The following is a 16,093-nucleotide window of genomic DNA, read 5'->3' on the forward strand; positions in this document are numbered from 1 at the left end:
ACCGCACCGATGACTGTCGCTCACGGTGTTGTTCGCGACAGCAATATGGGATCGCTCGGATTTGAACCGAGGGGACGGGCACCCAAGGCCCGAAGGTTACCAAGCTACCCCACGATCCCGTACCAACGACTCGACCCGACAGCGAGTAAAGCGTTTCGTTGCGGACCGGCCGTGTCACGCGGGGGCGAGGCCCCAGAAGTACGCGATTCCGAGCGTCGTCACGACGGCGAACACGGCCTGGAGCGGCGCGCCGACCCGCAGATAGTCGGTGAAGCGGTACCCGCCGGGGCCGTAGACGAGCAGGTTCGTCTGGTAGCCGACCGGCGTCATGAACGCCGTCGAGGCGGCGAAGGTGACGGCGAGGACGAAGGCGAAGGCGTTGGCGTTCAGTTGCCGGGCGGTCTCGATGGCGACGGGGATCATCAGGACGACAGAGGCGTTGTTCGAGATGATGTTCGTCAGCAGCGCCGTGACGAGATACATCAGCCCGAGGACGACGGCGAGACCGCCGCCCGCGGTGAGGACGCTGCCGGCACCCACGACGAACAGCTCGGCGAGCAGGTCAGCGCCACCGGTCTCCTGTAAGGCGATGCCCAGCGGGATGACGCCGGCGAGCAGGAAGACGACGTCCCACTGCACGGCGTCGTACAGCTCAGACGGGCGGAGACAGCCGGTGAGGACCATCGCGAGCGCGCCGCCGAGCGCCGAGATGACGATGTGAATCGGCGTCAGCGCCGCGACGCCGACGACGGCGGCGACGATGCCGACCGCGACTGGAATCTTCGACCGACGGAAGTCCGGCCGCTGTACCTCCTGGGCGACGATGAAGTCGTTGTTGCGGTTGAGGCGGTCGATGCTGTCGGCCGTCGCCTGGACGAGCAGCGTATCGCCGATGCGGAGGCCGACACGGTCCATGCGCCGGCGGTACAGCTCCTGGCCGTGACGCAGCGCGAGGACCGTCGCGTCGTAGCGCTGGCGGAAGCTCGAGGAGGCGAGCGTCTCGCCGATGAGCGAGGACCCAGGTGCGATGACGACCTCGACGAGGTTCTGGCGCTCGCTCGCGGACTCGAGTTCGGCGTCGTCGACCTCCACGTCGGGGAGCAGGTCGAGCCCCTCGGCGTCCAGGAGTTCCACGAGCGTGTCGCGGTCCGTCCGGACGGCGAAGACGTCGCCGGCCCGAATCGCTTTCTGGCCGAACGGTTCCAGGAACGTGCGGTTCTCGCGGACCAGCTGGACGATGTCCACGTCGAACTCCGAGACCCTGAGTGCCTCCTCGACGGTCCGACCAACGAGCGGCGAGTCCTCGCGGACGACGACCTCGGTGAGGTACTCTCCCATCTCGAACTCCTCGGTGAGGTCCTCATCGGCCGGGATGCGCGACGGGACCAGATAGCGCCCGACGGTGAGGAGATAGACCGTGCCGACGATGGTCACGATGATGCCGAGCTGGGTGAACTCGAACATGCTGAACGGACGGCCGATCAGTTCGCCCGAGAGCTGGGAGGCGAGGATGTTCGTCGAGGTGCCGATGAGTGTCAGCATGCCGCCGAACATCGAGGCGTAGGACAGTGGCAAGAGCAGTTTCGACGGCGAAAGCTTTCCCGTGTGTGCGATGTCGGTCACCATCGGCAGAAGGATGGCGACGGCCGCGGTGTTGTTGATGAACCCAGATATCGGCGCGACCAGCCCGACGGTCGCACCGAGCTGTCTCGTCTCGCTGTCCCCGGTGAGCGAGGCGATCTTCGCGCCGAGAATCTGGACGATGCCGGTTCGCTGGACGCCGTCGGAGAGAATGAACATCGCCAGCACCGTTATCGTCGCCGTCGAGGCAAAGCCCGAGAGCCCGCGGTCCAGCGGCGAGACCCCGTCGCCGGGCTGGTGTAACACGTACACCGGGCCGGCGAGCAGACCCATATCGGCCGCGAGCATCGTCACCGGCTCGGCCAGCATCAGCGCGACCATGACGCCGATTGCGGTCACGTCGACCGGAAGCGCCTCCGTCGCAAACAGCACCAGCGCGGCGACGATGACCGCGAACACGAACAACATCCCCGGCGTGACAGGTGGCAGCGACACGTCTGGCCCCTGCGCCGCCAGTGACAAAAGGATGTATCGTTTACCGGCGGTGGTCCTCTCACAACCCGAACCGGCGGCCGACGTTTATCACCGTCGGGGCCGAACAAACAGTAATGAGCCTTTTCAACGACCTCGGTCGAAAGGTCGAGGAGCTGAAACAGGAGGTCGGGAACGCGTCCGACGACGAGGCCACCCATCAGTGCAGCGAGTGTGAGGCGCTCCTCTATGCCGACCACGACGAGTGTCCCGAATGCGGGAGCACGTCGGTCGTGGCGCTGACCGAATAGCTACCGAGAGGTCCGGTCGGTGTCTGTCACCGCGCCGGCCCGTCGCGGCCCAGGTCCTCGAGCAGGGCGTCGTAGCTCCGGCCGAACACCGCCTGTTTTCTGAGCGACGTTATCGCGACCTCGAAGACGGGGACGGCGAACTGCCCGGACGGTCCGCCGACGACGACGGCCGCTTCGTGGTCCGTCCCGTCGGTCCACTCGCCGCCGAGTCGCCGGACGAGTACCTCGCCGAAGTAGCCGCCGAGTTCCCGCACGACGCTGGTGAACGCGCGGTCGTCGAACGACGCGTCGCTCCCGAACGCCGTCTCGGCGAAGCGGTCGTCGTCCCACTCCGCGTCGACCAGGTCGTCGAGGCGCGAGAGCGACGCCGGCGAGAAATCGAGGTCGTGTTCGCCCCAGAACGCCGCGAACTCGACGGCGGTGTCGGCGTGGTCCGCGCGGACCGTTCCGGGCTCCCACGGACGGCCTGTCGAGTCAGCGGCCGACTCGCCGTCAGCGGAGGGTCCGTCCTCGCTCCCGTCGGGTGTCGCCACAGCGGCCGCGTCCAGCGACGGCTCAGTCCCAGCGGCAGCAGAGGCCCCGGTGTCTCCCTCTGGAACCGCTGGGCCGGGGCTGCCGTCGGACACGTCGGCGCCAGGTTCCTCACCGTCTGCCGGCGCGTCGTCAATCCTCGCCCCGTCGTCGGGGTCCGCAGGCGACTCGCCACCGGCGGGTCCGGGAGTCGCCTCCCCGTCTGGAGCGTCGTCTGACGACGCATCCGGCGAGCTATCCGGGGTCGTCGATTCCTCGACAGTCCCCTCGTCGGCTGTGCCCGTCGCTGCTTCGTCGGTAGAGCTGTCGGCCGTCCCCGCGGACGCGTCGACAGGCCGGCCGGCCCCGCGAGCGTCGACAGCCGACTCTCCGGGAGGTGTCTCGGCTCCCGTCGTCTCGTCCGACGGGTCCGCTGTGGCACTGTCGAACGCCGGCTCCGCTTCGTCGATGTACGTGGTCGCTTCGTCGGTGTCTGTGGTCGCCTCGTCGGTGTCTGTGACCGTTTCGTCGGCCACAGCCTCACCGGCGGACTCAGCAGCCGTCCCGACGTCGGGCGTGTCGGCGGCCAGTCCGTCATCGGGGGTGTCGGACGCCGGATCCGCCGCCGGTGTCTCGACCGTTGACTGCTCGCCAGCAGTGTCATCGGGCGACTGGTCGGCGGGAGCGTCGACGGCCGGCCCCGCGTCGTTCGAACCGACAGCCGGTTCCCCGTCGGCGGTTGCAGCGGTCGAGGGCTCGGTGCCGTCGGCATCTGACGCTGAATCAGTCGCCCCGGGACCTGCCTCTCCGCCGACGCCGGAGACCGAGTCGTCGGCTTCGTCGTCGCCCGACGGCGCCCCGTCCTGTGGCTCCTCGGTGACCCGACTGACGACGGGCGTGGGGTCGGTGTCGTGTGACTTGTCCTCGGGTTCGACGCGGGTCGGCTCGGAGCCGGCGCTGTCGACGTCTGTCTCGGCCGTTTCCGACTCTGTCTGCCCGTCGGCGTCAGTCTCTCGTGTGCTATCCAGTGCCAGTTCGGCTTCCAGCCGCGTCGCGACGGCCGCAAACACCGGCTCGTCGCCGAACGAGCGGGCGGCCACGTCGAACACGGCGACGGTGACGGTGTCGTCCGGACCGGCGACGGTAACGCCCCATCGGCCGTCGGACTGCAGCCACTCGCCGTCGTACGCCCGCACGAGGAGCTCGCCGAGATAGCTCCCGAACCGAACCGTGTTCCCGGTGTACGTCGTCGTCCCCGCGGCGTCGCCGACGGTCTCGCCGCCGTAGCTCTCCTCGATTGCCGTGTCGAGGCGCGCGAGCGCGCCGGGGTCGAACGTCAGCGGGTCCGCACCGTCCACGACGTGCTCGGCGTACGTGCGGAACGTCGCCGGGTCCAGCGTCGCCGTGTCCAGGAGTTCCGGCCCGTCGTCGGACGGCCGGTCATCCACGACCGGCCGCTCGTCCCCGTCGGTCGACGAGTCGTCGCCACCGACGGCACGACGGATTGTGTCGAACAGGCCCATGGACACCGGAAGTACGTGCCGCTACAAGAATGTACGCCGAAAGGATATCGCGCCGACAGGTCTGGGCGGTGCGGTCAGTGCTCGTCGCGCAGTTCCATGTCGGCGACGATCTCGTAGGGATGCTGTCCCTTGCGGATGCCGTCGAGCAACTGGAACGCCTCGTCGGGCGCGAGGAAGTGCCGGGTAACCGCCCGGCCCAGCGGCGTCGGTTCGAGGCCGTCGATGAACTCGTACTCCAGCAGTTTCCCCAGCGCGTGTTTCGTCGGTACCTCGCCGACCATCCGGTCGTTGAGCCGCTTTGCCTGCGCGCCGGCGACGGTGACGTTGGCCAGCGTCTCCTCGACGGCCGCGCCCTCGTCGTAGCGGGTGATGACCGGCTCCATCTCGCCTTTCAGCAGCTTGAACGCCACCTCGTCCTCGGTCATCTCCATGCTGTTGTGGTACGAACAGTCGGGTTCGACCAGCATGTAGACGGTGCCCTTGTCGTGGTAGTCCGGGCGGCCGGCCCGGCCGAGCATCTGGCTGAACTCCTGGACGGTGAGCCACTCGATACCCATCGCCAGGGAGTCGAAGATGACCTGGGAGGCCGGGAAGTCGACCCCCGCCGCAAGCGCCGCCGTCGTCACGACCGCCGCCAGGTCCTGGTCGGCGAACTGCCGCTCGACCCGCTGGCGCTTCCGGTTGTCCAGGCCGGCGTGGTACGGCGCTGAACTGTACTCCAGCTTCCGGGATATCTGGTGACAGCGCCGTCGGGAGTTGGTGAAGATGATGGTCTGGCCGCGGTAGCCCTTGCTGGATTTGTTGTCGAAGGCCCGCTTGACCAGCTTCTTCTCGGTCTCGATTTTCTCGCGGCCGTCGGCGAACGTGACGTGGCGCTCGATGGGGACCGGCCGCTCCTCGAACTCGATGAGCGTCGCCCGGAGCTGGTCGGCCAGCTGGCCGGGATTGCCGACTGTCGCAGAGAGGTACACCCACTGGGTGTCGCCGCTGTCGCCCGACCGCCCGTGCCGGGACGCCTCCGTCGTCCCGCGTTCGCAGTAGTACTTGAGCCGGGAAATCAGGCCGTCGAGCCGGTGGCCCCGCTCGTCCTCGCCGAGCGTGTGCACCTCGTCGATGACGACGGTGCCGACGGTGCCGAGGTCCTTGCCGGTCCGGAGCGCGTGGTCGATCCCCTCGTAGGTCCCGACGATGACGTCGGCCTCGGGGTCGAAGCGACCGCCCTCGTCGGCGATGCGGCTCGCGCCCACGCGCAGCGACACGTCCACCATGTCGCCGTAGCGGTCCTGGAACTGCTCGTACTTCTGGTTCGCGAGCGCGACCAGCGGGACGAGAAACAGCATCTTCCCCTTGCCGTTCAGGACGCGGTCGATGCCGGCCATCTCGCCGATGAGCGTCTTCCCCGTCGCCGTCGCGCTCACGACCAGCTGGTCGCGGCCCTCCGTGGCCCCGTGTTCGACAGCGAGGCTCTGGACCGGCAACAGCGTCTCGAACCGGGATTCGAGGTGCTCCTGCATCCCGGGGTGGAGGTCCAGCGAGTCCACCCGGACGGGGTCGACCTCGTCGACGGTCGCCGAGATCTCGTCGAACTTCGTCAGGTCCGGGTCCAGCTGGCCGGACAGGAGGTTCGTCACCCGGTCGAGGTCCTGTACTTCGAGCAGCAGCTCTTCGAGCCGGTCGCGGGCGTCGCTGCCGATACTCCCCTTGAAGGCGAGTTCGCGGTCGAGCTGCTGGCGAGCGCACTCCGGGCAGATGGTCTCGTCGTCGGTCTCGATCGCCGTCTCGCTCGTAATCGGCGAGTAGCGCCCGTCGGAGGCACACAGCCGACAGGTCCGAACGACCTTGGCCTCGATCTGATACGCGTCGAGCATCTCGCGGATGCGCTCGCGCGCAAACGGTGCCGTCTGCTCTGAAATGCGAATGCGGGCCGCACGGCGAGCGAGGTCGACGAACTGGTCCGGCGAGCGGAGCTCCTCGCTGGTCCCGTCCTTGACCCGGAGCCGACGGGGCCGAGGCCCGGCGTCGGTCTCTTTCAGTTCGAGAATCCCGTGGAAGAGCCGCTCGCCGTCCCGGTGCGCGGCGACGCGGAACTCCTCGCCGTGTTCGTGGAGGAACAGCGTCTCTACCTGTGCGGCCTGCTGTGACACAGTCGTCTAGAGGCGACTGCGCTACTTGAGCGGTTCGGACTCGGTGTGGGTGTCTCCGCTCCGGAACCGGCGGCTTGAACAGCTGGAAAGCCCCTGTTCGGACGCCACGACCCGGACGGTCGTCGTAGCGAACTCCCGGGACTCCGACCCGGTGTCGGCACTATCCGGACAGTATCTACACCGGTCCGTCTCACGCCATCTCGGCCAGTCCACGAGCCGCCAACCGGGCGACCCGGAGCGGCTCCGGACGACCGCCCTCCGGCGTGAACGCGCGGACGACGTCCGCCGAAGCTCCCTCGTCGAGGCCGACGCTCCGGACGTACACCGTCTCGCCGTTGACCGCCACCCGTCGGCGCTCCGGCTGGGCGCGGTAGGTCGCCAGCCGGTCCTGGACGACGTCGGGGTCGTCGAACGCCTCGCGGATGGCCCCGTCCAGCCCCGGCGAGGACTCGAAGGAGACCGACAGGACCGCCAGACCGGTGCGGTCGTGAATCCGTCGGAGGTCGAGCACGTTGAACCACGCCGGCGCGATACCTGCCACAAGCAGGTAGCGGACGTCCTCCCGGGCCAGTCGCTCGACCATCTCACACACCGTCTCGGTCGCGTCGCTCCCGCCGACTGTGGCGGTACTAAAAACAAACCCGTCGGCCACCCTGCTGGCGCGGACGACGGCGCCAGCGAACTGACTGGTCTCCGCCCGGTACGACTCCGCGATGCCGAGGGCCCGTGCCCCTGGTTTCACGTGTTCTGGTCGTCTTTGATGTCCTCCAGCCTGTCGAGCAGTTCGTCGTTTGACGCGGTAAACTCGTATTCGATGTCGCCCTCGTGGGCGTTTTCTTCAGCATCGAGGCCGTCCTCGTCCTCGAAGTCTGTGTCGTACTCCTGATTGTCTTGTTCCGATTCGTCGTAGCTCCCGAACCCCATGGTACGTGTACACCTATTACGTTCATAGTGAAAAATCACTCGCCGGTTCCAGCGTGTTAGCGCGTTAACACGATGTTCTTCGGCCTCGCCCCGGATTCGGTGTGGCGGCCGCGAGCGGACAGTACACTCAAGCGGGCCGCGCCACAGAGGTCGTGTATGGACGTTCACAACGTCACCGCCGAGGCCGAGACGTTCACCTGCAACGCCTATCTCGCGACCGGCGAACGGACGACGCTGGTCGACGCCGGCGCGATGTCCGGGGTCGTCGACGCCATCCGCGAGCACGCCGACGCGCTCGACGCCGTCGTGTTGACTCACCAGCACGGCGACCACGTCCAGCAGCTCGACGCCGTCCTCGATGCCTTCGACGCGCCGCTGTACGCCTACGACACCCATCCGCGCCGGGACCACGCGCTCGCCGACGGCGACACGCTCACCGTCGGTGACGAGGAGTGCGAGGTCGTGTACACGCCGGGCCACGCCGACGACCACGTCTCGCTCGTCTCCGAGAGCTCCCTGTTCTCCGGTGACGTGGTCGTCCACGACGACGGCGCGTTCGACGACGGGTCCTTCGGCCGGACCGACCGCCCCGGCCAGTCACGCGAGCGTCTCATCGAGAGCATCGAGGCCCTGCTGGACCGCATGCCCGCGGGCGTCGAACACATGTACTCGGGTCACGGCGGCGTCTTCCACGGCGACGTCCGCGAGGTCGTCGAGCGCGCTCTGAAGCGGGCCAAACGCCGCGAGCCGAAGTATCCCGACGAGTGACTGCGCAACCCTCTAGTGACAGGGCCGACATCCGACTGCATGAACCAGCGACTCCTGACGGGGGCGGCGCTCGCGCTCTCGGGCGTCGTGCTGGCCGCTATCCAGGTGCTCCACGCGGTCCAGCAGACCCGGATTCCGGTGGCGGTCGCGGTGGACGCGCTCCCCTTCGCCGCGATGGGGCTCGCGGTGGCGTACGCGGGCGTCTGGCTCGCCCGTGACACGACGTTCGAGGGAGCCACGTCGCGCGTACCCGTGTGGGCCGCCGGCGGGACCGTGACCTTTGCCGCCGTGGCGGCGCTCCTGCTGTTCAGCCAGCGCGTGACCGACGGCTCGCTCGCCCGGGCGTCGTATCTGACGGTGGACCTCGTCACCGTCGGCGCGCTGGCGGGCGTTCTGGTCGGCCTGTACGACGCCCGAAGCCGCAGTCGGCCCCGCGAACTGGAAGCCGAGCGCGACCGCATCGAGGCCTTCGCCGGGAAGGCGGCCGACGTGAACAACTACGGGCGAGCCATCGCCGGCGCCCCCAGCGCGGACGGCGTCGCGGCCTTCGGCGCGATGACCGGCATGGAGGAGACGGCCGTCATCCAGTTCGGCGACGGCGACACGGTGGCGCTCGCGAACACGGTTCGAACCGTCCCGGTCGACGTCGTCAGCGCGTTCGCACAGGCGGTCCGGACACGGCAACAGGGCGAGGTCACCGTTCACGACCGGCCGTTCCCCGTCGCCCTCCCCGACTCTGTCACCGGCTGCCTCTCGGCGGTGGTCCTGGACGACACGGACACGACGACGGTGGTTGTCTCGGTTGCGACGGCCGACACTACCATCGGCGAAGCGGACCGGAAACTGCTGGAACTCATCGTCTCGCACGCGAAGGTTCGCATGGCAGCGCTCCGCAGTCGCCCGTCCGAAAAAGGGCACACTGGACGGTAGCGGACTGGCGACGAACTGCCACCGATTCCCGGCGGCAACCGCAAGAACCGATCCCGAAAATCAGGCGCTGCGGGTCTCTTTCGCCTTCGGACGCAGGTTGCCGTAGCCGCATTTCCGGCACTGCTGGGCGCGCTGTGGGTTCCGAGCGTTACACCGCATGCAGATCTGCTTGTTGAGGAGTCGGTCGGACGCTGTCTCGAAGCTAGCCATGCGCGGTTCTTTCCGGTGCGCGCGTTTAAGCTTTGAGTTTCGGTCTGGCCGCGGAGGCGTGTCTGCCTGCTCCCAGCCCGGGTGCGCTGTCCCCCTCGGCACGTGCTGTCGCTGGCTTCGTGCTGTCGCTGGCTTTAGACGTTCGAAGCGCGATGGTGGTGTATGTACGACCAGATCAGGGACCTGCCGGTCTCCGTCGAGAGCTGTACGTTCGAACGGCGGGAACGGGCAACGTCGAGCGGGTTCGACCGGGTGACGACCGTCGTCACCCTCTCCGGCGCGGGCGAGACCGGGCGCGGTGAGGACGTGACGTACACGACCGAGGCCCACGACGCGCTGCAGGACGCCGATGCGTTGCAGGGCACGGACTCCCCGCTGGCCGGCGAGTACACCGTCGATTCGTTTTCGACGGCGCTGGCCGAGGCTGACTTGTGGCCCGAGCCGCCCGACGAGGAGCGGTTCCGTCACTACCGCCGCTGGGGGTTCGAGAGCGCGGCGCTGGACCTGGCGTTGACACAGGCCGAGACGGACCTCGGGACGGCGCTTGGCCGACAGTACGACCCGGTGAACTTCGTCGTCTCCACCCGGCTCTCTGACCCGGACGACGACGCGCCACCGACGGCGGACCGGCTGGCGAGGCTGTGTGAGCGCTACGGCGACCTCTCGTTCAAGCTCGACCCCACGCCGTCATGGAGCGATTCGCTCGTCGACGACCTGGCCGACTACGACGTTCGCGTGCTGGACCTGAAAGGGCTGTACGAGGGGACCGAGGTCGACGTCGAGGCCGACCCCGAGCTCTACCGCCGCGTCGTCGACGGCCTCCCGGACGCGCTGGTCGAGGACCCCGACCTGACCGAGGCGACCCGACCGGTCTTCGACGGTCGGGAAGCCCGCGTCACCTGGGACGTCCCAATCACCGGCGTCGAGAGCATCGAGGGACTACCCTTCGAGCCGGCGTGGCTCAACATGAAGCCCTCGCGGTGCGGGACTGTCGAGTCGGTGCTGGAGACTATCGACTACTGCGAGGAACACGGCATCGACCTGTACGGCGGCGGGCAGTTCGAACTGGACGTCGGCCGCGACCACATCCAGGCGCTGGCGTCGCTGTGTTACCCTGCCGGGCCGAACGACGTCGCGCCCGGCGGCTACAACGACCCCGACCCGGACGCGGACCTGCCGACGAGTCCGCTGACCCCGCCAGCGGCGCCGAACGGCATCGGAACCGGGTTCCGGTAAGCGCCCTTAGACGTGAAGGAGAACCTACATTACTGTCCGAATACTAACTAATGTCATGCGGTGCCAAACCTGCGGAGAACGCATCGACGACGTGCTGGAGGCACACGCACGGCGGGCCTGTCCACGCTGTGATGCGCCGCTCCACGAACGGTCAGTAACGCCATGGTGACTACTCCTCGGCGAGGTAGTCGTCCTGTACGTCGATGACGTCGCTCGAATCCTCGCAGTTCGCGTACCGCTCCAGTGGCTCCTCGTTCAGTTCCAGGAAGGTGTGGCCCCAGGAGAACGTCGAGAGGATGCGCTCGGCGTGGTCGCGCTCCCCGAGAATGACGAGCGCGCCGGCGAACGCCTCGACGGTGTTGAGCTGGAAGGCCGTCCCGTAGTTGACCGGGTTGCCGGCGACGAGGAAGGGGAGCGAGCGGTGTATCCCCTCGAGGTCGAACGCCTCCCGTTCGGCGGTCTCCCAGGAGCAGTCGAGGGCGACCAGGCGGCTGTGCCGAGCGCCGTCGCCGGCGGTCGGTCGGTCCGCCGGAGACAGCGCCTGCTCGGCGAAGGGGTTGAGCACGATGCCGGGCGGCGTCGACCGCGTCGCGCGGTGGAGTTCGGCCTCGTCCATGCGGGCCAGTTTCCGCGCGCTACATTTGTCGGGGTCGTCGTCACCCTCGTACCGGACGTGCAGTTCCACACCGACGTTACCACCGTGGCGGATAAAAGCACCTCGCTCCGTGAAAGCGGGCAAACACTGTTATAGGCGGACTGGGTTGTACAACGTGTGCTTTCAGAGGGGACAGCGGCACCACTGTTCGAACTGCCGGCGCTCGTCGATGGCGAGCGCCAGCGGGTCGGGCTGTCCGACTATCTCGGCGAGGACGTGGTCATCCTGGCCTTCTATCCGGCGGATTTCAATCCGGCCTGTGACGACACCGCCTGTGACCTGGACGAACTCGACCTCTTTACGATGCAGAAGGACGTGACCATCCTGGGTATCAGCCCGGATTCGGTGTACAGCCACCGGGCCTTCGCCGACCGGTACGACCTGAAGGTCCCGCTGCTGTCCGACACCGACCACGACGTCGCCCGCGAGTACGGCCTCGATTTCGTCGACGACATCGGCCAGCGACTCATCGAGCGCGCCGTCGTCGTCATCGACCACGACGGCGACGTGCAGTACGCGTGGAGCACTGCCGACCTCCAGCAGCTCCCCCGCGTCGGGGAGATCAAGGACGCTATCGCAGACACCGGCGGCGACGACACCGCCTTCGCCCGCTATCGGGTCGGCCACGCCCACTACACGGAGGGCCGGCGGGCGTTCACTGCGGCGATGGGCGGCTTCCAGGAGTCGGAGTGGATGGTCGCCCAGGGCGACTTCCAGCAGGCCCGCGAGGAGTTCGACGCCGCCGAGAACCACTTCGACACAGCCGTCCGGTTCGTCGACGACGACTCGCTGAAACCAGTTTACGAGGGTGCCAAGACCAAGGCGAACTCGCTGTGGCAGGCCAGCGACTGGCTCGCCCAGGCGGCCCGCGCCTACTCCAGCGGGGACGGGGCGGAGGGCCAGGAACTCCGGGACGACGCCGAGGGGCCGCTGGAAACCGCCCGCGGCTACGAGGAACCCCCCGACCCCGACGGTCCGTGGCCGCCGGACCTGGCGACGCTGGAAAAGGGCGCGGACGACGACCGCCCGGCATTCCTCCCGCAGGACGAGGATGGAGCAGACACCTCGCTCGGCGTGGACATCGACGGGGAGGTCGAACGGGCAAACCAGGAACTGGCGGCGACGGGGGCCGCGGCCGACGGGACGCCGGCGGAGTCGGCCGACGACGCGTCACCGGAATCGACGACGTCGCCCGATAGGGATGGAGACGTATCGGACGTCGGCGACACAGATATCGAGGCGATACAGGCCGAACTGGCCGAAAGCGAGGCCGAGACCGGATCGACGGGGTCTCTGGACGAGGCGCCGACCGCGATGGTCGAAGCGACCCCCGACACTGTCGGCGGCGCAGACGACGCCTCGCCGCCTGACGCGGGGTCGTCGGACGCCACACACGCGTCAGCGACGGCGCCTGACGACTCGGCTGAACTGGACCTGACGGACCCGAAGGCTGCTGACCCCGGTGACACGGACACGCCAGCGGGCGACTCCGGGGCGAACGGCGGCACCGACCCCGAGAGGGACGACGAGGAATCCGACGCGGAGAGCGACAGACCCAGGGCCGGCGGCGACGAATCGGACGTGTGACGCGACCCGCTCCCATTCAGCGCGCACGGGCTTACTACGAGGCCATCGACGGCGACGACTACGACCGCCTCGCCTCCCTGCTGGCCCCGTCGTTCGTCCACGACCGCCCCGACCGGACCATCGAGGGCCGGGATCGGTTCGTCGGGTTCATGCGCGACGAGCGGCCCCAGACAGACACCACGCATCCCCTGGACGGCCTCTACCGTCGCCAGGGCGACAGCGGGGCGGCGCCGACCGACGGCGACGACACGGCGACAGCGGAAGTCGCCGCTCGTGGCCGCCTGCTCGATGCCGACGGCGAGCGCATCGTCGGCTTCGTCGACGTGTTCACCTTCGCCGGGGACGACATCGAACGCATCGAAACGTACACGCGCTGAGGGCCCGGTGGGAACTGTGTCCGTGGGGTCGTGGCACGCTCAGCGGTCCGCCGGGAGCGAGAGCCCGACGCCGTAGGCCGACCCCGACTCCGCCGTCCCGACGACTCTGTCCACGGTCCACGGCGTCTCGCTGACCGCGGCGCGGAACCCCGACGGCGTGACCAGCAACAGGTCGGTCCACGGGCCGGCCAGGCCGTCGTACTCGACGCGGAACCGCCGGTAGGCGACACCGGGCCGGACGGCGTGGGCGGCCCCGGTTTCAGGGTCCGCCCGGTCGAGCGTATCCACGTCGGCGACGAGGCGACCGCCGGGCCGGGTCACCGTCGCCAGCCCCGTGAGCGTCGTCCGGAGGTCGGCCAGTGAGGTCCCGAGACCGAGTTGCTTCCCCAGCGCGACGACTGTATCGAACCCGCCGCCCGGCGGCCGCCGGAGGTCGCCGACCGCTGCGTGTGTGACCCCGCGCTCGCGAGCGACTGCGACGGCTCCCGGGCTCCGGTCGACCGAAAGCACCTCGTGCCCGCGCTCCTGCAGACTGAGGGCGTGTCGGCCAACGCCACAGCCGGCATCGAGGGCTCGGCCGGTCACGTCCGAGAGCAGGCGCTGTTCGACAGGGTGCCACGCGGCCGGTGGCTCGAAGTAGCCTGCCAGGTGTGCGTCGGTCAGCGTGCCGTCGTCACGGCGGTAGGAAGGCTGCTCCGCGAGGTTGTCGCGGTGGAAGTCCAGTACCATCTGGCCGAAGGCGTCGTCCGGCATACCTCGACGGTGCTGACGGACGAATATAATACCGTATTGAAATGTGGTCCCGTGTAACACACCACATACGGGCTATCGGGACGAAGGCCGAGCGAAACGTGCCGGCCTACTCTTTCTCGCCTGCGCCGACAGCGCTCTCGCCGACCTTCTCTGCGCCCTCGATGACCGCCTGGCCGCCCATGTACGGGCGGAGGGGTTCGGGGACGGTGATGGTGTCGTCGTCGTTCTGGTAGTACTCCATGATGGCGACGAGCACGCGCGGGACGGCGAGTCCGGAACCGTTCAGTGTGTGGAGGTACTCGGCGGATTCGTGCCGCTCGGGCCGGTACCGCAGGCCGGCGCGGCGTGCCTGGAAATCCTCGAAGTTCGACACCGAGGAGACTTCAAGCCAGCGGCCCCCGCGGTCGGGGCCCTCGTCCATGTCGTCACCGGGTGCCCACACCTCGATGTCGTACTTCTTGGCCTGTGTAAAGCCCATGTCACCTGTACACATGTCGAGCACGCGGTAGGGCAGTTCGAGGCGGTCCAGTACTTCCGCGGCCTCCTCTAGCAGGCTCTCCAGCCGGTCGTAGCTGTTCTCCGGCCGGACGAAGTTGACGAGTTCGACCTTGTGGAACTGGTGGACGCGGACGTAGCCCCGCGTCTCGGTGCCGTGCTCGCCGGCCTCGCGGCGGAAGTTCGGCGAGAACGCCTGGTGTTTGACCGGCAGGTCGTCGTCCAGCAGAATCTCGTCGCGGTACATGTTGGTGACCGGCACCTCCGCCGTCGGGAGCAGCCACAGGTCGTCGCTGTCGTAGTCGTCGTCCTGTCTGGCGCCGACGCGGTAGGCGTCATCGGCGAACTTCGGGAGCTGGCCGGTCCCCTCCATCGAGTCGGAGTTGACCGGAATCGGCGGGAGTACGTCGACGTACTCCTGCTCGCGGTGGACGTCGAGCATGAACTGGATGAGCGCGTGCTCTAAGCGCGCGCCGTCGCCCTTGATGAACTGGTAGCCCCCGCCGGCCACCTTCGCGCCCCGCTCGAAGTCGAGCAGGTCCAGGTCCTCGCCGAGGTCGTAGTGGGGCACCACTTCCTCGGGCAGGTCCCGCAGGTCGTCGAACCCCTCGCGGTAGCGCTCGACGTTGTCAGCCTCGTCCTCCCCGGTCGGCACCGACTCGTGGGGGATGTTCGGCAGTTCCAGCAGCGCCGCTTCCAGTTCGGACTCCAGTTCGTCGGCGCGCGCTTCGACGTCCTGCAGTTCGTCTTTGAGCTCCTGGGAGCGCTCGATAGCCGCCTGTGCTTTCTCCTCCTCGCCCTCCTGTTTGAGCTGGCCGATCGTGCTCGACACCTCGTTGCGTTCCTGCCGGAGCCCGTCGCCTTTGGCCTTCAGTTCCCGCCACTCCTCGTCGATCTCGAGGATCTCGTCGAGGTCCACGCCCGTGACGCCCTTCCGCTCGATAGCGTCACGGACCGTCTCGGGGTGCTCCCGGACGAACTGTCTCGATAACATGGACGACGGTTCACGACGGCAGAAATTAGGCGTGTCGGTCCCGCGGTGGGAACGCCCCCGGTCGTCGACCCCCCGCTACGCCTCGCCGCCGACCTTGACCGCGAGCACCGGCACCGGCGAGGCCCGAACGACCGACTCGGTGACGCTGCCGATGAGCTCTCGGGACGGCCCGGTCCGCCCCTCCGTCGCCATCACGACGACGTCGATGTCGTAGCGCTCGACGTAGTCCACGACTTCCTCGTGGGGGACGCCCTGCTCGACTGCCGTGGTCACACTGTCGATACCGGCGTTTGCCGCCTGTGTGCGGACGTCGTCGACGGCCTGCTGGCCGGCGTCGGCGAGGCGGTCGAAGATGCTGCTGTCCTCGAAATCGGGAATCTGGTCGACCACCTGCTCGGTCTCGAGGACGTGCAGCGCGTGCAGACTCGCGTCGTGGCGCTGTGCGAGGTCGATAGCGTGTTCGGCCGCGGTGGCGGACCCCTCGGAGCCGTCTGTCGGGACGAGTACAGCGTCGTACATACAGTGGTGTTTCCCAGTCCGGATAAATGGCTTTGCCCTTCCTGACGGCCGACTGTCACGACAACCGCAACACAACGGTTTTGCCCCCGCCGGTTCGGAGAGAGT

At 68.2% G+C, this 16,093-nt stretch carries 16 protein-coding genes and 1 tRNA gene; 6 read left to right on the forward strand and 11 right to left on the reverse strand.

Annotated elements, in window-relative coordinates; all coding sequences use genetic code 11:
* Positions 1 to 46: 46 nt before the first annotated feature.
* Positions 47 to 119: transfer RNA gene (locus tag KZ498_RS04255), tRNA-Pro, on the reverse strand.
* Positions 120 to 174: 55 nt separating this feature from the next.
* A complete protein-coding gene (locus KZ498_RS04260; protein WP_312617356.1) occupies positions 175 to 2,049 on the reverse strand; it encodes an SLC13 family permease in 1,875 nt (624 codons plus the stop codon).
* A 140-nt stretch (positions 2,050 to 2,189) separates the two neighbouring features.
* On the opposite strand from KZ498_RS04260, the gene KZ498_RS04265 reads away from it, so the two are divergent.
* Positions 2,190 to 2,363 (forward strand): hypothetical protein, encoded by a 174-nt coding sequence (locus KZ498_RS04265; protein ID WP_312617069.1) that lies wholly within the window; start codon positions 2,190 to 2,192, stop codon positions 2,361 to 2,363.
* Between the two features lie 26 nt (positions 2,364 to 2,389).
* On the opposite strand, the gene KZ498_RS04270 is transcribed toward KZ498_RS04265, so the two are convergent.
* The 4 genes from KZ498_RS04270 to KZ498_RS04285 form a co-directional block, all read right to left on the reverse strand.
* Positions 2,390 to 4,396 (reverse strand): hypothetical protein, encoded by a 2,007-nt coding sequence (locus KZ498_RS04270; protein WP_312617070.1) that lies wholly within the window; start codon positions 4,394 to 4,396, stop codon positions 2,390 to 2,392.
* Positions 4,397 to 4,470: 74 nt separating this feature from the next.
* A complete protein-coding gene (locus tag KZ498_RS04275) occupies positions 4,471 to 6,540 on the reverse strand; it encodes a DEAD/DEAH box helicase (protein ID WP_312617072.1) in 2,070 nt (689 codons plus the stop codon).
* A 190-nt stretch (positions 6,541 to 6,730) separates the two neighbouring features.
* Positions 6,731 to 7,282 carry a DUF99 family protein gene (locus KZ498_RS04280; protein ID WP_312617074.1) on the reverse strand — a complete coding sequence of 184 codons (552 nt, stop codon included), beginning with the start codon at positions 7,280 to 7,282 and terminating at the stop codon, positions 6,731 to 6,733.
* Positions 7,279 to 7,464 carry a DUF5786 family protein gene (locus KZ498_RS04285; RefSeq protein WP_151101278.1) on the reverse strand — a complete coding sequence of 62 codons (186 nt, stop codon included), beginning with the start codon at positions 7,462 to 7,464 and terminating at the stop codon, positions 7,279 to 7,281. The genes KZ498_RS04280 and KZ498_RS04285 overlap by 4 nt, the downstream gene beginning before the upstream one ends.
* Positions 7,465 to 7,620: 156 nt before the next feature.
* Here KZ498_RS04285 and KZ498_RS04290 point away from each other — a divergent pair, with 156 nt between their 5' ends.
* Both KZ498_RS04290 and KZ498_RS04295 read left to right on the forward strand, forming a co-directional pair.
* Positions 7,621 to 8,232, forward strand: a complete 612-nt coding sequence (locus KZ498_RS04290; protein WP_312617079.1) for an MBL fold metallo-hydrolase — start codon at positions 7,621 to 7,623, stop codon at positions 8,230 to 8,232.
* Positions 8,233 to 8,271: 39 nt separating this feature from the next.
* Complete coding sequence (locus KZ498_RS04295; RefSeq protein ID WP_312617081.1) at positions 8,272 to 9,162, forward strand: hypothetical protein; 891 nt, start codon at positions 8,272 to 8,274, stop codon at positions 9,160 to 9,162.
* Between the two features lie 60 nt (positions 9,163 to 9,222).
* Here the strand turns inward: KZ498_RS04295 and KZ498_RS04300 are convergent, their stop codons facing one another.
* Positions 9,223 to 9,372 (reverse strand): 50S ribosomal protein L40e, encoded by a 150-nt coding sequence (locus tag KZ498_RS04300; protein ID WP_004960523.1) that lies wholly within the window; start codon positions 9,370 to 9,372, stop codon positions 9,223 to 9,225.
* A gap of 162 nt (positions 9,373 to 9,534) precedes the next feature.
* Here KZ498_RS04300 and KZ498_RS04305 point away from each other — a divergent pair, with 162 nt between their 5' ends.
* The gene (locus KZ498_RS04305; protein ID WP_312617095.1) at positions 9,535 to 10,608 is read left to right on the forward strand and encodes a hypothetical protein; all 1,074 of its coding nucleotides are present in this window, start codon (positions 9,535 to 9,537) and stop codon (positions 10,606 to 10,608) included.
* A 169-nt stretch (positions 10,609 to 10,777) separates the two neighbouring features.
* Here KZ498_RS04305 and KZ498_RS04310 read toward each other — a convergent pair whose 3' ends face one another.
* Positions 10,778 to 11,293: a DUF367 family protein gene (locus tag KZ498_RS04310; RefSeq protein ID WP_312617096.1), complete on the reverse strand. Its 516-nt coding sequence runs from the start codon at positions 11,291 to 11,293 to the stop codon at positions 10,778 to 10,780.
* An 87-nt stretch (positions 11,294 to 11,380) separates the two neighbouring features.
* Between KZ498_RS04310 and KZ498_RS04315 the strand changes: the two genes are divergently transcribed.
* Both KZ498_RS04315 and KZ498_RS04320 read left to right on the forward strand, forming a co-directional pair.
* The gene (locus KZ498_RS04315) at positions 11,381 to 12,850 is read left to right on the forward strand and encodes a redoxin domain-containing protein (protein WP_312617097.1); all 1,470 of its coding nucleotides are present in this window, start codon (positions 11,381 to 11,383) and stop codon (positions 12,848 to 12,850) included.
* On the forward strand, positions 12,847 to 13,227 hold the full coding sequence (locus KZ498_RS04320) for a nuclear transport factor 2 family protein (RefSeq protein WP_312617099.1): 381 nt from the start codon (positions 12,847 to 12,849) through the stop codon (positions 13,225 to 13,227). Before KZ498_RS04315 ends, KZ498_RS04320 begins: the two co-directional genes overlap by 4 nt.
* 39 nt (positions 13,228 to 13,266) lie before the next feature.
* On the opposite strand, the gene KZ498_RS04325 is transcribed toward KZ498_RS04320, so the two are convergent.
* The 3 genes from KZ498_RS04325 to KZ498_RS04335 all read right to left on the reverse strand — a co-directional run bounded on the left by KZ498_RS04325 (position 13,267) and on the right by KZ498_RS04335 (position 15,988).
* Positions 13,267 to 13,980, reverse strand: coding sequence for a class I SAM-dependent methyltransferase (locus KZ498_RS04325; RefSeq protein ID WP_312617101.1), 714 nt, complete (start codon positions 13,978 to 13,980; stop codon positions 13,267 to 13,269).
* A gap of 106 nt (positions 13,981 to 14,086) precedes the next feature.
* Complete coding sequence (gene serS, locus KZ498_RS04330; RefSeq protein WP_312617102.1) at positions 14,087 to 15,469, reverse strand: serine--tRNA ligase; 1,383 nt, start codon at positions 15,467 to 15,469, stop codon at positions 14,087 to 14,089.
* 75 nt (positions 15,470 to 15,544) lie between these two features.
* On the reverse strand, positions 15,545 to 15,988 hold the full coding sequence (locus KZ498_RS04335) for a universal stress protein (RefSeq protein ID WP_312617103.1): 444 nt from the start codon (positions 15,986 to 15,988) through the stop codon (positions 15,545 to 15,547).
* Positions 15,989 to 16,093 lie beyond the last annotated feature (105 nt).

It is taken from the genome of Haloarcula sp. 1CSR25-25 (assembly GCF_032027985.1).
In the GTDB taxonomy this organism is placed as follows: Archaea; Halobacteriota; Halobacteria; order Halobacteriales; family Haloarculaceae; genus Haloarcula.

Bases quoted from the DNA above. Each gene is read 5' to 3' on its own strand.
- KZ498_RS04260 (WP_312617356.1), bottom strand. From the start codon at position 2,049: ATGTTGTTCGTGTTCGCGGTCATCGTCGCCGCGCTGGTGCTGTTTGCG.
- KZ498_RS04265 (WP_312617069.1), top strand. From the start codon at position 2,190: ATGAGCCTTTTCAACGACCTCGGTCGAAAGGTCGAGGAGCTGAAACAG.
- KZ498_RS04270 (WP_312617070.1), bottom strand. From the start codon at position 4,396: ATGGGCCTGTTCGACACAATCCGTCGTGCCGTCGGTGGCGACGACTCG.
- KZ498_RS04285 (WP_151101278.1), bottom strand. From the start codon at position 7,464: ATGGGGTTCGGGAGCTACGACGAATCGGAACAAGACAATCAGGAGTAC.
- KZ498_RS04290 (WP_312617079.1), top strand. From the start codon at position 7,621: ATGGACGTTCACAACGTCACCGCCGAGGCCGAGACGTTCACCTGCAAC.
- KZ498_RS04295 (WP_312617081.1), top strand. From the start codon at position 8,272: ATGAACCAGCGACTCCTGACGGGGGCGGCGCTCGCGCTCTCGGGCGTC.
- KZ498_RS04300 (WP_004960523.1), bottom strand. From the start codon at position 9,372: ATGGCTAGCTTCGAGACAGCGTCCGACCGACTCCTCAACAAGCAGATC.
- KZ498_RS04305 (WP_312617095.1), top strand. From the start codon at position 9,535: ATGTACGACCAGATCAGGGACCTGCCGGTCTCCGTCGAGAGCTGTACG.
- KZ498_RS04325 (WP_312617101.1), bottom strand. From the start codon at position 13,980: ATGCCGGACGACGCCTTCGGCCAGATGGTACTGGACTTCCACCGCGAC.
- serS (WP_312617102.1), bottom strand. From the start codon at position 15,469: ATGTTATCGAGACAGTTCGTCCGGGAGCACCCCGAGACGGTCCGTGAC.
- KZ498_RS04335 (WP_312617103.1), bottom strand. From the start codon at position 15,988: ATGTACGACGCTGTACTCGTCCCGACAGACGGCTCCGAGGGGTCCGCC.